Raw genomic sequence first — 13,755 nt, forward strand, 5'->3', positions numbered from 1 at the left:
GGTCGCGCAAGACCTCATTCGCTCACGTGCCGAATCAGCTGCCGAACAGCCTCATCGTGGCCGCGGATCAGGGAGAGGTCCGCGGCCAATTCCGTGCGCAGTTCGCCAGAGACCTTCACACCTCGTGCCATAGAGAGGCCCAGGTGTGCGGCGAGAGCGCTGATTGCCACGTGTTCCGCGGTTCCCGGCTGCACTGCTCCTCTGTTCCAGGTCATCCGTTCGACGTTCATCTGTCGCATGGCGTTCGCCGGGCTGCTGTAAGCGTGCTGGTCGCTGTCTTTGGCTCCGCCCACGTGTTTCAGGAGACGTGGCGGCTCATCCCATGGCTCGTGGATGAGCGGTCTGCCCGCCAATGCGTCGGTCACCGCGGTGAGGACACCTTCCGGCTCGACGCCGAGCTTCAGCATGTCGAGTCCCGCACCGACGATGTTCGCGATCGGGCTTCCCGATCTCCACATCATGCTGTGGTCCGCGATGTGACCGGCGTTGGCGATCAGAACGGCTTGCAGGTGGTGCCCTGCTTCGCGCAGTGCGTTCGCCATGTCGAACGTGACAGCACCCGGCGCCACCTGCGCGTCAGCGACCTGGCCGAGTGCCGCCAAGGCTGTTTCCAACTGCTCTGGCCGCACGGCCGATCGAAGCAGGCAGCGTCGCAGCTCGTCGCTTCGCGGCAGGTGCTGGATCCCTGCCAGTGCGCAGGTGTAGACGACTTCGTCGCCACCTTCAGGGAAGGCGGCGGCGAGCTCGCTCAACGCTTGGACGTCCGAGGAGTCTTCGGCGAGCATGGACAAGAATCCGTTCGAGCCTCGGTCAGCGCCGATGTCCGAGCGGAGCGCCGTCAGGCAGCCGGCCACGTCGCCGAGCACGGTGTCGAACACGTGCCGAACGGGTTCGGGCCACGAGGATCTGGGGCTCGCCAGCCTTCTCAGCAACGTGAGCTCGATCCACCGCCCAGGTGGATGTGTGTCGCGGAGTTCCGTCAGCTCGTCGTACAGGTGATGGCTCGCCGCGGTGGGCCGTGTGGGCCGGGACGGGTAGCGCCAGGTGCAGCTCTGCAGCAGCCATGCGTCGTCAAGGCCGAATCTCTCTGCGATCGCCATGCATTCTTGTGCCACAACGCCGAAGCCGAGACGGGCTGCTGTCGTCGCCATCGTCGTCACGTTCTCAGCCAGGTACGCGAGGTCTCCTTGCTCGGCGTGGATCCTCAGGTTCAGGAAGCCGACGTTGACGAGGTGCTCGGCCACCTTCATCTCGGCGGCTCCGTCCGCGGCGCGGTCGGCGCACCAACGGGCCTGATCGACCATGCCCGCGTCGAGCGCGCAATGTCCCAGTTCCTCGTGCACCATGCTCGAGATGCCAGGTTGGCCTGATCGGTGAACGAGCGTCACAGCCGCCAGCGCGGCAAGCGTTGCCGCACGCACCCGTCCGAAGCCGCGCAGCACTCGCGACAACGTGCGCAGCGTGAGCGCGAACTCGATCATGGCCTCGGCGCTGTCTGTGGCGTGCTTTGCGCCCAGCATCTGGAATGACGTGTAGTCGGCTTCCTCGATGAGCGTCGAAACGGACAGTGCCGCGTAGCACGCGTGTTGCGCGGAGGCGTAGGCGTCGGTGAAGTCCTGTTGTTGGGCCAGCGCTTCCGCGCGCAGGCGAGCCGGCGATGGGTCGGCGGGGTCGGGGTCGAGCAGTTTGAGGGCTTCATCAGGTCTGCCGTCGAACACAGCGATCTCGCCCTGGCGGAAGGAGAAGCTGTGGTCGACCTGCCCGGTCGCCGCGGTGCGAGCGGCGCGGAACGCGGCGGTCAGCGACAGCAGCGACCTCAGGTCGCCGAGCCGGAAGCGCAGCGTCATGAACAACGAGTTGTTCATGACGTGGCGGGCGTCGCTGAACAGCTCGCGGTCGAGCAACGAGAGGTAGTAGCCGATGTCGTGGTCGAGGTCGAGCACCGACTCGACCTCCACGTCGGGGTCGTAGTCGGCCATGCCGTCGTGGTCCATCGCGGGAAAGTAGAGCTTGCCGCCCTCATAGAGGACGTCCAGACGTCGGTAAACCAGTTGAAGGTCCCCGTCTGAGCAAGACCGCAACACCGCTTCGCCGGTGATCTCGTGGGTCTCGTATCGGCCGTCGTCACGGCGGTGCACCAGGCCGAGCGCCAGCAGGCTGCCGGGCGCCATCCGAAGCCCTCCGCGGTCACCGTCCTCGCTCGCGAAGGCTTCCCCGATGGCCAACCAGTCGTCGAGCAGCAAACGCCGCCGCGACGCCGCCAGGGCCAGCAACATCTGCTGCTCGGCGCCTGTGACGTCCCGGATCACCTCGACCAGGGCCGCCTGCTGGAAGGCAGCCCTGCTGTGCATCGACTGCACGAACTGGGGATTGGCCGCCAGCCATTCCCGCGCGCCGTTGTCCTGAACGCCGTGTGCTACCGCCCACCGCGCGGCGGTGCGCATCAGCAGCGGGTTGCCGCGAAGAGCGGCAGTGACAGTCGCGCAGTCGGCTACCGACCCGCCAACTCCCAGGCCGGACCAGAAGTCCGGTGAGTGCTCGGGTCTGATGGAACCGAGGTCCAGCCGTTCCCGGTGCCGAGCGACCTCCGGATCGTCGGTGAGCGCGGGAGCGAACCGTGCCGTGAGCAGCAACCGCGTCGATCCGCAGTTCAGCAGTCGCCGCAGAAGAGCCTCCACTCTCAGGTCGGCGATGGTGCGGTGCACCGGGCTGCTGATGTCCTCAAGGCGTTCGGAGAGCCCGTAGAGCTTCTCGAAGCCGTCGAGCACGATGAGAGCGCCGTGCTGCTCGATCTGCTCGATGGCGTGATCCACATCGGCGATCTCGACCTTCGAACACTTGGCCGCGAAGGTCTTGAGGCTGTCGCTCAGCGAGGCGTAGTGGTCAGTCTCAAGACTCAATCCGTGCCACAACTTGTTCTTCGCAGTCTGTTGGAAGAATGTCCAGGCAAGCGCGCTCTTCCCTTGGCCACCGGGAGCGATCAGACACATCATCCGTCGCGTCTGGCTGGTGAGCCACGTGGCCAACGCGCTCAACTCGTCCACACGGCAGGTCAACGCCACTTCGCCCAGCAGGACATGCGGATTGTGGCTGTGTACGACCGAACTGATCGCCACGGGAACAGGCCACGCGCGATCGGTGTCGGTACTTGCCACCTTGCGCACGACGAGATCCACGAGGTCCTCATGAGTGGTCGAGCGCAGGTCGACGTAGCTGATGGTGGGCGCCAGACCAGGTATGACGGTGTCATCGAATCGGACCGGCAGGATGTACTCACGCTCCTCGAACAACGCGCGAGCTTGAGCGCTTCGTCGCTCGTGCCGGGTCCACACGCTGTTCGCGTAGCTCGCCGACACGAAGATCACGCAGTAGGCGGCGGCGTTCCGGTACACGTGATCGAGGTGCTCCACGAGGTCCTTGCCCCACAGGTCGGCCCGCTCGAAGTCGTCGTCGAACACCCTGATTCCGCGTTCCCGCAAGAGAAGCGCGATGCCCTGGACGTAGACCCGCTGCTCCCCCGAATAGGACAGACACACGTCATAGGCGAAGTCAGAGGCTTCACGGTCGTGCGTCATCTCGCCATGGTAAGAGCGGCTGGTCCACCTGTCGGGGATCACGTCGCCGCAGGTCACCGGATCGGCGCAATCCAGCGAAACGCTCGCGGGCCAACACGCGATGGACCTGGCGAGCAAGTCCCCTGGGAGGTCGTGGTGGCACTAGCGCCGCTGCAAGACGATGATCCGCGCCGGATCGGCGATCACCGTCTCGTCGGCAGGCTGGGCGCCGGCGGCATGGGCGTCGTCTACCTCGCGCACGCCGCGGACAATTCGCTGGTCGCGATCAAGCAGGTACGCGCCGACCTGGCGGACGACGCCTTTAGGGCGCGGTTTCAGCGAGAAGCCTCGACGCTGACCCGCGTGCAAGGCGAATTCACGGCGAATGTCCTTGCGGTAGAAACGGAAGAGACACCTCCGTATCTCGTGCTCGAGTACGTTGACGGCCCATCGCTCGCCGACTACGTAGACCGATCTGGACCGCTGCCGCCGGAAGCTCTGTTCGGGTTCGCTGTGGGACTTGCCGCCGCGCTGCGCGCGGTGCATCGAGAAGGCGTCGTGCATCGCGATCTCAAGCCCGCGAACGTGCTGCTCGCCGAGACCGGTCCCAAACTCATCGACTTCGGCATCGCCCAGTTCACCGATTCCACCCGGCTCACCAAGACCGGCCTCGCGGTCGGCACGCCCGGTTTCATGGCACCCGAGCAGCTCACCGGAACCGCCGGTCGCCCTGCCGACGTCTACTCGTGGGCGTTGACCGTGGCCTATGCCGGCACCGGACGACCGCCGTTCGGTGTGGGGCCGCTCGAGGCTGTCCACTACCGGCTCCTCAACACCTCGCCAGATCTGGCCGGGATGCCCGAGGACCTGATGCCTGTGCTGACCTCCGCGACGTCCAGGGATCCACAGGCGCGGCCGACGGCCCAGGAATTGCTGTCGACGCTGACAGGAGAGAGACCGACACGATCTGACGACGCCGTGAGGCAGGTGGTGCAGCGGACGTGGTTGCAGACGCGAGTGTCTGAACCTCCGCGCAAGCGACGGCGGCCCGTGCTTGTCGCAGCCGCCTCCGCCTTGCTGGTGCTGGTGCTGGTCGCCGCTGGCATCTACTTCGCCGGTCGTCCGTCCCAGGTTCAGTCGCATCAACAAACCTCGCCGACGACCACGACACCAACCACCACAACGACCACGACACTTCCTGCAACACGCGTGCTCACGTATCAACCTTGGGCACCCGAAGGCCTGGCACCGAACGTTGCGGTCTCCTCCGTGGAGAGCGGGTCGTGCACATCCGGCTCGAGCATGGCGCTCAGACGTGAGGCTTTCCGTTGCACTGTCGGAAACATGCTGCATGATCCGTGCTTCGCCAGCCCGTTCACACAGGACGTGGTCGCCTGCCCCGACTTGACGCCCGACCGGGTAACGATGATCAACCTCACGGAGCCGCTACCGTTCGACCTCGTGATGGCACCCCAGGAACCACGTGCCTGGTTGCTCGAACTGGCCGACGGCCAACGCTGCAATGCCGCGGGCGGAGCCACTACGACCGTGGGCGACCTCAGGTTGAACTTCCACTGCCAGAACGGCTTCGTCTACGGCGACCCCGACCCGGCATCGCGGTTGTGGACTGTCCACTACCAGGCGAACGGCAGCAACATCATGGAGTCTGTTCCGGTCGCGGTGGTGTATCAGTAGTCAGGCCCTGTTCGTTGAGCCAGGGTCCGGGATCACCTGGGTGGCTCGGGGAGCACTTCAGCCCAGAAGGTACGCGCGGGCCTGCTCGGCGACCGGTTCCGGCGCCATCCAGAACGCCGAGTGGTCGTGGTCGGCCAGCGTCAGCACGGTGACGTTGGGCAGGATCGAGGCCAGCGCCTCTGCACCCTTGCGGATGAACTCCTCGCCGTTGCCGCCGACGGCCACCGCGATCGGCGCCTCGATCGACCAGCGATCGGTGGGCAGCGGTTTGCCGTCCTGCAACCCCTGAAGGATGCGGCCGTCGTAGGCGTAGGTGTGGGCGTACTCGGCCATCTCGTCCCAGGACGGATCCTGTTTCATCGCCGGGATGTACTCGGCCGGCAGGCGGATCATCTCGGTCATGAAGTACTCGACGGCCTCGCTGCGTTTGCCCGCCGCGACCAGCGCTTCCACGTGCTCGACGTAATCGGCGGGCGCCGGAGGCCGGGAGTCGTCGACGATCAGCGGCGGCTCGTAGAGGTAGAGCCCGGTCACCTTGTCTCCCAGGGCGCTTGCCGCGTCGAGAGTCAGACCTGAGCCACCGGAACCGCTCATCAGGGCCGCCGAACCGCCCAGGACCTCGATCAACGCGGCGATGTCCTCGATCTCGCGGGCCGGGTCGTAGGGCTGCGGGTCACCGCTGGCGCCGCGCCCGCGGCGGTCGAAGGTGATCACGGTGAAGTGCGCGGACAACGCCTCGGCCAGACCGGCGACTCCGGTGCGGTCCTCGGCGACGTTGCTGATCACGATGACCGCGGAACCGGAACCGGTCTTCTCGTAGGCGATCGTGGTGCCGTCGGCGGAAGTGATCGTGGACATGATCGTTTCTCCTTCGTGCGAAGTTGGTTCGAGCAGGCCGGCGAGCCGGCCGAGCGCTTCGGCGTAGCCATCGGCCATCTGGAGTTCGACGGCCCGCTGCAAGGCGGCACCGTCGGGAAAGGTCGCTGCCACCTCGACGGTGCAGCCGGTGCCAGACGCGGCGAAGGTGACCGAAGTCGGGAAGGTCCCCGTGCCATCGGCTTCCCACTTCTCGTCGGCAAAGCTGTCCTCATAGGACAGTTCGACGCGGGGTACGACGGTGCCATAGGTGGCGATGATGCGGACCGGGTCGGCCGATTCGTCCACCGGCGCGATCCGGAACCGCCAACGCCCACCCGGCCGCACGTCCATCTCGTACACGGTCGCGTCCCAGCCCTCAGGTCCCCACCAACGACTGATCGCCTCGGGGTCGGTCCAGGCCCACCACACCCGGTCGGGACCCGCGGTGTAGGTGCGGCTGATGTGAATGGTGTTGCGCGACCGGTCGATCGCGATGCCGTCCGGCATGTTCACACTCCCTGCTGGTTCGTGTCGTCGTCGAGGAAGGCATCGAGGCGGTCCATCCGGGCCGACCACAGCTCGGCGAATCCGGCTGCCCAGTCGCTCAGCTCACGCATCGCTTCGGGGTGCAACCGGTAGATCCGCTGCTGGGCCTTCTTGGTCGCCTCGACCACGCCCGCCTCGGCGAGAAGCCGCAGGTGCCGAGACACCTGCGGCTGGCCGAGCTCCAGCGCGCCGACGATCTCCCCCACCGACCGCGGGCCGCCCTTGAGCAACTCGACGATCCGGAACCGGTTCGGCTCCGCGATCGCCGTCATTCGCTGTTGCACGTAGCTGACCATGCCACGAACATACACCGTGCCATATATACACACAAGTAGATATACCCACCTGGCACGCCTCCGTGCGTCGGCCAGCCGAAGGGGCACGTGATCTCTGGTGCGCGGGCCACCCACTCAGTGGACCGGGAGCCGAACCGCCCGCTGTTCCAGCGACCTCCACCCGCCTGACGAGGCCATCCGCCGGTCCTGAGTCGCGCTTCCTCGCGACCTCACGGCTTCGTTCCAATGTGGACTGTTCTCGCGGTGAGCAGCGCGAGGTCTTCGCAGTTGCCCAGCCACATCGGCGAAGTGCGGTCGAGCAAACTGTTCCACGCGGCGCGATCGTCCTTCGCCAGGAACGCCTGGGCTCGTCCGACTCGTGCGGCAAGCTCCGCGAGCACCACCTCTTGCACAGCCGCGGCGAGCGGGGCGGGAAGGTCCAGCAGCGTGCTGCGGCTGGTGACCTGCTCGAGCCCGGCCGACCGCAACAGGCCCGGCCATCCGCGCACCTCGCGCACGACCCCGGGCCTGCTGTCGAACCACGCCGTGAACCACTCGTTGTGCGCGGCGTCCAGCCGAGCTTCCAGTCCAGGCCTGCCCACGCCGACGTCCCACGGCAGGCACCGCGCCGGCAGACCGCCCTCGCCGAGTGCGAGCACACCACCGGGAGCCAGGAGCCCCGCGAGCCCGGACACGGCTTCCTGCCACGACAAGGCGTGGTGCACGCAGGCGCCGGACCAGATCAGCGACACGGGTTCCGGCAGTGGTACCGGCCCGTCGTCGAGATTGTGGAGCACCGTGCGCACGCGATCGCCCACTCCGGCTCGCTCGGCGCGTTCGCGCACCATCGCGAGCATCGCCTCGTCGTTGTCCACCGCGTAGACGCAGCCGGCGCGTTCGGCCAGCCGCACCGTGCTGGTCCCGGATCCCGGTCCGACGTCAGCGACCACGCCGGCGACCGGCAACGCGTCCAGGAGTGCCTGCTCGGCCGGCGCGAACACCGCCTCGGCCGCAGCGGGATCCGCGGTCGACGGGCCGGTCATCAGGCGTGCTCGTGCAGGTCGGTGAGATCCCATTCCGGCAGCGGGTCCTCCAGCGTGCGCCAGAGCACCGGGCCGGCCGTGAACTCCTCGTCTGTGAGCAACGCAGGCTCCAGGCGGCGGCGTGGTTCGTCGAGGTCGAGACCGACGCCGATGAAGACGAGTTCCTGCCTGGCCTGCGGGGAGTCCAGCAGCTGTCCTGGTTCCAGTGTGAGGTTCGGACCAGCCTGGGACCACACCGCGAGCACGTCCGGCCGCGTGGCGATGTGACAGAAACCCTTGCTGCGCAACACACCGTCCCAATCGGACAGCGCCGCCATCAGCCGGGCGGGGTGGAACGGCCGCGACGCGCGAAACGCGACCGAGCGGATGCCGTACTCCTCGGTCTCCGGGGTGTGCCCGCCCGCCAGTTCCTGGGCCCAGCCAGGAGCTTGAGCGGCGGTGATCGGGTCGTAGCGGCCGGTGTCGAGCACCTCGGCCAGGTCGACGACGCCGTGGCTGGTGTGCAGCAACCGGGCAGCCGGGTTCAGCCTGCGCAGCACGGCGTCGAGCCGCGCCAGCTGCTCGGTCGTGACCAGGTCGGTCTTGTTCACCACGAGCAGGTCGGCGAACTCGACCTGGTCGACCAGCAGATCCGCGATCGTGCGCTCGTCCTCCTCCGCAGCAGCCAGGTCGCGGTCGGCCAGCTGATCACCGGTGGCCAGCTCGCGCAGGAACCCGGCCGCGTCCACAACGGTCACCATCGTGTCCAGCAGGGCGTGATCGGACAGGCTCGTGCCGTCCTCGAACGTCCAGTCGAAGGTCGCGGCCACCGGCATCGGCTCCGAGATCCCGGTGGACTCGATCAGGATCGTGTCGAACCGGCCCGACCGCGCCAGCTCACCGACGCTGTCGAGCAGGTCCTCCCGCAGCGTGCAGCAGATGCAGCCGTTGGTCAGTTCGACCAGCCGCTCCTCCGTGCGGTCCAGGCTGCCTTGACCCGCGACGAGCGCGGCGTCGATGTTGATCTCGCTCATGTCGTTGACGATCACCGCGACGCGTCGTCCCTCCCGGTTGGCGAGGACGTGGTTGAGCAACGTGGTCTTTCCGGAGCCGAGAAAACCGGACAGCACGGTGACGGGCGTTCGAGTCATATGCACATGATAATCATCTTCATCACCGCGCGGGATCGTCAGAGTTCGACGACCGCGAGTTCAGCGGCTAGACCGTCGAGTTGGGACAGGAGATCCTCACTCACGGCCCCGATGCACCCCCCTTCAGGCCCGCATCGATCAGGTACAGCTCGCCTGCTTCGACGACCAGCACCCGTTGACCCGTCCAGAACGATGAAGGCACTGGACACTCCAGCAACCGCTGCGCCGGCCGCACGGCCTCACTGTCGTCCCACCCATCGCAGACGTTCTCCAGTGCAGGGCTCCGATGGCACATGTAGCCGCATTCGCCCCGTAGAAGATGTCCGCGTGACCGAGCACCTGCCGGCCGCCGACGGCCTCGATGTGGCGCGGGCCGAGATTCGCGCACCAGTCCACTCCCCTGGCGATCCCGTCGAGGCGAACGCCTCGTCGATCTCCACCACGAATTGCGCCGGACAGCCGTCGGGCAGCAGTACCTACGCCCAGCGCGAAACAACTCGACATGGGAGCGACACCAGAACAGGCCCGGCAACCCTGGACTGTGATGCGCGTCACTAGAAGTGAGGGGGTGGAGCTCAAAGGGAGACGAGCCACATGGGAAAGATCCTGAGACGCATCGCCGCACTGGTGGCGCTGCTGACCACGACCGGGCTGCTCGCGCCGTCCACGTCCGCCGCAGCACCGTACTGCGGCATCACCTGGGGCTCACTGCCCAAAGCGGGGCCCAGCTACGCACACACGACGGCAACCATCGACAACGTGCGCGCCGGCCGGCACGACTGCTACGACCGGCTCGTGGTCGACATGACGGGCGGCCCGGCCCCGGAGTGGTACCACGTCTCGTACGTGCCAACCGTGCACCAGCAGGGCAGCGGGTTCCCCGTCCCACTGGCGGGAGGCGCGTTCCTCGACGTGAGAGTCGGCTCGGCGGCGCACGACGTGCACTACAACCCGACCTACAGCCCGGCAAACCCGATGCAGGCGGTCAACGTCGCCGGCTTCACGACCTTCCGGCAGGTCGCGTTCCTCGGCACGTTCGAAGGGCAGACGCAGTTCGGGCTGGGAGTCCGTGCCCGCTTGCCGTTCCGGGTCTTCACGCTCACCGGACCGGGTGCGAACGCACGTCTGGTGATCGACGTCGCACACCGCTGGTAAATCCGGCAGACATCGCCTTGCCCCGGCCATCACACCGGGGCCAGGCCGAACAGTCGCCACGCGTCCCGCCCGCCGCCGAGGCGTCCTCGCCCGCACGGCTCACCGACCCGGAAACCCTCGGGCTGCCGGACTTCTCGCAGCCGATCGCCGCGCTGATGTTCGCGGTGCCGCACTTCGTGCCGGCCACCGGCGACCCGAACGGCGTCATCCACTCCTACCTCGACGCGATGTCGCCCGGCGGTTCGGTCAGTGGACGTTGACTCGGACGAGGCGCCATGGACCAGTCCGTGCGCAGCTGCTGGTTCGCCTGCGCAACGTTGCCAGCCGCGCAGATCCCACTGCGAGGGTCCACGATGTCGCCGCTCTCCGCGGCGGGAAGCTGCCACCAACCCGAGCAACCGTTGACGCACGGATGATCGATCTGGTTGAGCGACCAACCGCCGTGAGGATTGGCGACAGGCTGCTGCCAGGTCATGGTGCCTGTCCCATCGCACAATTCGCACCCAGATCCTGGCGGCATGCAATCACCTTGCCATCTTCAATTTGCAGCCGAGCAGGAGTGCACCCAAACGAGCTAACGGCGTGCAGAGTTGACTATCAGCGGACCTGATGACAGCACCCCGCCCGGCATCTGCGTTGGTCAGGAAAGGCCGCGGAAGAAGATGCGGATGTCGCCCGCGAGCAGCTCAGGCTCCTCCATTGCGGGGAAGTGACCACCCTCGGTGAACTCGCTCCAGTGGCCGATCGCTTTCCACGGGTCCATCGCGCGGCGCACGAGCGGGTGGGTGTCGAACACGGCCCATCCGGACGGCACGCCGGAGGCCATGACCAAGTCGAGTCCGGAGTGCTCGGACTCGTAGTAGAACTGCGCGCTCGACGCGCCACTGCGGGTGAACCAGTACAGGCTGATGTTCGTGAGGAGCTGGTCGCGGTCGACCGACTCGTCCGGCGTCCGACAGTCGCCGCTGGTCCTGGTCTTGAACTTCTCGGCGATCCACGCGAGCTGACCGACCGGCGAGTCGGTGAGCGCCGCGCCGATCGTGTCGGGACGGTGGTCCTGCATCAGGAGATACCCGTGATCGGCCGCATCCTCGGTGCGCACCGCCTCGATCTGGGCGATCTCGTCATCGGACAGGCCTTCGGGGAAGGGGAACTTGTCGCCGAGCAACCCGAGCAACCGGGGGTCGCAGCCGATGTGCGTGCCGATGACGCGCTCCGGGTAGATCGCCGCGAGGCGACCGGTGGTGCCCGAACCGATGTCGGTGCCGTGGGCTGCGAACCTCTCGTAGCCGAGACGCGTCATGATCTCGGCGTAGGCATCGGTCGTCCGCGCCATTTCCCAGCCGGTCCCGGACAGCGGGGTGGAGAACCCGAAGCCGGGCAGGGACGGGACGACCACGTGGAACTCGTCGGTCAGCAGCGGAATGAGTCGCTGGTACTCCACGAACGATCCCGGCCAGCCGTGGTTCAGGATCAGCGGGATGGCCTCCGGGTTCGCCGATCGAGCGTGGACGACGTGGAACGTCTGGCCGTTGACGGCTGTCGTGAACTGTTCGTGCTCGTTGAGCTTCTCCTCCTGCGCACGCCAGTCGAATCCGTCGCGCCAGTACTCGGCGAGCTCCTTCAGGTACACCAGCGGGATGCCGCGACTGAAGTCGGTGCGATCGTCTCGGCCCGGCACGGGGATCGGCCAGCGCGTGTGTGCCAGCCGGTCGCGCAGGTCGTCGAGGTCCGCCTGCGGGATGTCGATGCGGAACGGCGTGAGTGCGTTGTTCTCGTCCATGACCTCGACGTTTCCAGGTAATGCGGCAGGATTGCTTCCGCAATTGCTGGAATGATCGAGACATGTTGGAGACCTCGGCCCGTCTGCTCGAACTGCTGTCGTTGCTCCAGCTCAAGCGCGACTGGACGAGCACCGAGCTCGCCGCCCGGCTCGATGTGAGCCCGAGGACCGTGCGCACCGACATCGGCAAGCTGCGGTCGCTCGGGTATCCCGTCGACGCGCGCCCCGGCGTCGCGGGCGGGTACCGGCTGGCCGCCGGCACGGCGATGCCCCCACTGCTGCTCGACGACGACGAGGCCGTCGCCGTCGCGGTGGGACTGGGTGCGGTCGCTACCCGAAGGCTCGGAGTCGAAGAGACCTCCCTCACCGCGCTCGCGAAGCTGGAGCAGGTGCTGCCCTCGCGTCTGCGCCGACGCGTGGAGGCAGTGCGCGAGGCGATGAGCGTTGTTCCAGGAGCTGGGCCGCCGCTCGATCCCTCGGTTCTCGGCGCGGTCGCCGCCGCGATTCGCGGCCACGAACGGCTCCGGTTCGGATACACGAAGCCCGGGGGCGACGAAGAGGCGCGCCACACCGAACCACAGCGGCTGGTGAGCTGGGGAGCGCTCTGGTACCTGCTCGCGTGGGATCTCGACCGTGACGACTGGCGGGTCTTCCGTGTCGACCGCATGGTCCCGCACGCACCGACGGGTGCGCGGTTCCGGCCGCGCGTGATCCCGGATGACAGCGTCGTCGAGTACGTCGTCGCACGCGTCAGCAAGGGGGCCTGGAAGTACCGCGCCCGGGTACTGGTGCACGCTCCCGCCGCCAAGGTCGCCGCGAAGATCCACATCCCGGTCGACATCATGGCGGTCGACGAGTCCACCTGCCATGTCGAGGTGGGTTCCGACGACCCGGACCGGCTCGCGCTGTGGATGGCACAGCTCGACGTCGACATCGAGGTGATCGACGGAGACGAGCTCGCGGTGGCGTTCGACCGCCTCGCGACGAGGTTCCGCCGCGCCGCGGGTGGCGCATCCACGTGAGTCTCGGCCATCAGCCATGTCGGACCGATCGACCTCGACGAGGACGGCCGGTCAGGATCCGGCTTGTCGCTGTCCCGCCAACCGGTACCGCACGTGTGTGACTGCCGGCGACGACATCGAGAACTCCTGCTCCAATGGCACGGACACGCCGTCGAACAAGCGAGCGCCACCACCGAGCAGCAGCGGCACGACGTTGAGCTGCACGTGGTCGAGCAGCCCCGCCAGCATGACCGCCTTGCTGGTCTCAGCACCCATCACGATCACGTCCCGGTCGCCAGCCGCTTCCACCGCCTGCCTCACAGCGGCGGCCACATCGCCGACGAACGTGAAGGAAGCCGACCGAGCAGGCAGCGGTGGCCGTTCGGTGCGGGTGAGCACGAAGGTCGGCACCGGGTAGGGCGTGTCCTCCCAGTGAGGCAGGCCGAGGTCGAACGTGCGGCGGCCGCACACAACCGCGCCCGCCGACGTCGTCACCCAGGCGACGATCTCCCGGTCGAGAGGTGCGGGCGAGCCGAACATCCACGAGTGCAGCGCCTCGCCGCCCTCACCCATCGGGTTCTCCATCGAGACGTTCGGGCCGGTGACGTAGCCGTCCAGCGAGATGCTCTTGTGCACAATGACGTGTCCCATGCGCAGGTAGACCAACGGGCGTCCGGCAACTCATCGCCGGACGCCAGGGTGGTGCCGCTTCAGT

12 protein-coding genes are annotated in these 13,755 nt (G+C 67.2%); 5 read left to right on the forward strand and 7 right to left on the reverse strand.

Annotated elements, in window-relative coordinates; translation table 11 throughout:
* Positions 1–14 precede the first annotated feature (14 nt).
* Entirely contained in the window at positions 15–3,575 is a 3,561-nt protein-coding gene (locus LFM09_RS35560; RefSeq protein ID WP_414100983.1) for a TIR domain-containing protein, read from the reverse strand.
* Between the two features lie 135 nt (positions 3,576–3,710).
* Between LFM09_RS35560 and LFM09_RS35565 the strand changes: the two genes are divergently transcribed.
* Complete coding sequence (locus tag LFM09_RS35565; protein WP_414100984.1) at positions 3,711–5,249, forward strand: serine/threonine-protein kinase; 1,539 nt, start codon at positions 3,711–3,713, stop codon at positions 5,247–5,249.
* A 57-nt stretch (positions 5,250–5,306) separates the two neighbouring features.
* On the opposite strand, the gene LFM09_RS35570 is transcribed toward LFM09_RS35565, so the two are convergent.
* The 4 genes from LFM09_RS35570 to LFM09_RS35585 all read right to left on the reverse strand — a co-directional run bounded on the left by LFM09_RS35570 (position 5,307) and on the right by LFM09_RS35585 (position 9,101).
* Positions 5,307–6,614: an alpha/beta fold hydrolase gene (locus LFM09_RS35570; protein WP_414100985.1), complete on the reverse strand. Its 1,308-nt coding sequence runs from the start codon at positions 6,612–6,614 to the stop codon at positions 5,307–5,309.
* Positions 6,615–6,616: 2 nt separating this feature from the next.
* Positions 6,617–6,949, reverse strand: a complete 333-nt coding sequence (locus LFM09_RS35575; RefSeq protein ID WP_414100986.1) for an ArsR/SmtB family transcription factor — start codon at positions 6,947–6,949, stop codon at positions 6,617–6,619.
* A gap of 209 nt (positions 6,950–7,158) precedes the next feature.
* Entirely contained in the window at positions 7,159–7,971 is an 813-nt protein-coding gene (locus LFM09_RS35580) for a class I SAM-dependent methyltransferase (protein WP_414100987.1), read from the reverse strand.
* The gene (locus LFM09_RS35585; RefSeq protein ID WP_414100988.1) at positions 7,971–9,101 is read right to left on the reverse strand and encodes a GTP-binding protein; all 1,131 of its coding nucleotides are present in this window, start codon (positions 9,099–9,101) and stop codon (positions 7,971–7,973) included. The genes LFM09_RS35580 and LFM09_RS35585 overlap by 1 nt, the downstream gene beginning before the upstream one ends.
* A gap of 327 nt (positions 9,102–9,428) precedes the next feature.
* Between LFM09_RS35585 and LFM09_RS35590 the strand changes: the two genes are divergently transcribed.
* From LFM09_RS35590 to LFM09_RS35600, 3 genes are read left to right on the forward strand one after another with little or no spacing between them, the layout of a single operon-like run.
* On the forward strand, positions 9,429–9,659 hold the full coding sequence (locus tag LFM09_RS35590; RefSeq protein WP_414100989.1) for a hypothetical protein: 231 nt from the start codon (positions 9,429–9,431) through the stop codon (positions 9,657–9,659).
* A gap of 36 nt (positions 9,660–9,695) precedes the next feature.
* Positions 9,696–10,256, forward strand: coding sequence for a hypothetical protein (locus tag LFM09_RS35595; RefSeq protein ID WP_414100990.1), 561 nt, complete (start codon positions 9,696–9,698; stop codon positions 10,254–10,256).
* Positions 10,257–10,273: 17 nt separating this feature from the next.
* Complete coding sequence (locus LFM09_RS35600; RefSeq protein WP_414100991.1) at positions 10,274–10,516, forward strand: SAM-dependent methyltransferase; 243 nt, start codon at positions 10,274–10,276, stop codon at positions 10,514–10,516.
* Positions 10,517–10,896: 380 nt separating this feature from the next.
* On the opposite strand, the gene LFM09_RS35605 is transcribed toward LFM09_RS35600, so the two are convergent.
* Positions 10,897–12,039 (reverse strand): epoxide hydrolase family protein, encoded by a 1,143-nt coding sequence (locus tag LFM09_RS35605; protein ID WP_414100992.1) that lies wholly within the window; start codon positions 12,037–12,039, stop codon positions 10,897–10,899.
* A 62-nt stretch (positions 12,040–12,101) separates the two neighbouring features.
* On the opposite strand from LFM09_RS35605, the gene LFM09_RS35610 reads away from it, so the two are divergent.
* Complete coding sequence (locus tag LFM09_RS35610) at positions 12,102–13,061, forward strand: helix-turn-helix transcriptional regulator (protein ID WP_414100993.1); 960 nt, start codon at positions 12,102–12,104, stop codon at positions 13,059–13,061.
* Between the two features lie 51 nt (positions 13,062–13,112).
* Here LFM09_RS35610 and LFM09_RS35615 read toward each other — a convergent pair whose 3' ends face one another.
* A complete protein-coding gene (locus LFM09_RS35615; RefSeq protein WP_414100994.1) occupies positions 13,113–13,691 on the reverse strand; it encodes a dihydrofolate reductase family protein in 579 nt (192 codons plus the stop codon).
* Between the last annotated feature and the right edge of the window lie 64 nt (positions 13,692–13,755).

The sequence above is a fragment of the Lentzea alba genome, from assembly GCF_047445655.1.
Classification (GTDB): domain Bacteria; phylum Actinomycetota; class Actinomycetes; order Mycobacteriales; family Pseudonocardiaceae; genus Lentzea; species Lentzea alba_A.

What these genes read in the sequence shown, in the direction of transcription:
- LFM09_RS35560 (WP_414100983.1), bottom strand. Translation starts at nt 3,575, where the DNA reads ATGACGCACGACCGTGAAGCCTCTGACTTCGCCTATGACGTGTGTCTG.
- LFM09_RS35570 (WP_414100985.1), bottom strand. Translation starts at nt 6,614, where the DNA reads ATGCCGGACGGCATCGCGATCGACCGGTCGCGCAACACCATTCACATC.
- LFM09_RS35575 (WP_414100986.1), bottom strand. Translation starts at nt 6,949, where the DNA reads ATGGTCAGCTACGTGCAACAGCGAATGACGGCGATCGCGGAGCCGAAC.
- LFM09_RS35580 (WP_414100987.1), bottom strand. Translation starts at nt 7,971, where the DNA reads ATGACCGGCCCGTCGACCGCGGATCCCGCTGCGGCCGAGGCGGTGTTC.
- LFM09_RS35585 (WP_414100988.1), bottom strand. Translation starts at nt 9,101, where the DNA reads ATGACTCGAACGCCCGTCACCGTGCTGTCCGGTTTTCTCGGCTCCGGA.
- LFM09_RS35595 (WP_414100990.1), top strand. Translation starts at nt 9,696, where the DNA reads ATGGGAAAGATCCTGAGACGCATCGCCGCACTGGTGGCGCTGCTGACC.
- LFM09_RS35605 (WP_414100992.1), bottom strand. Translation starts at nt 12,039, where the DNA reads ATGGACGAGAACAACGCACTCACGCCGTTCCGCATCGACATCCCGCAG.
- LFM09_RS35610 (WP_414100993.1), top strand. Translation starts at nt 12,102, where the DNA reads ATGTTGGAGACCTCGGCCCGTCTGCTCGAACTGCTGTCGTTGCTCCAG.
- LFM09_RS35615 (WP_414100994.1), bottom strand. Translation starts at nt 13,691, where the DNA reads ATGGGACACGTCATTGTGCACAAGAGCATCTCGCTGGACGGCTACGTC.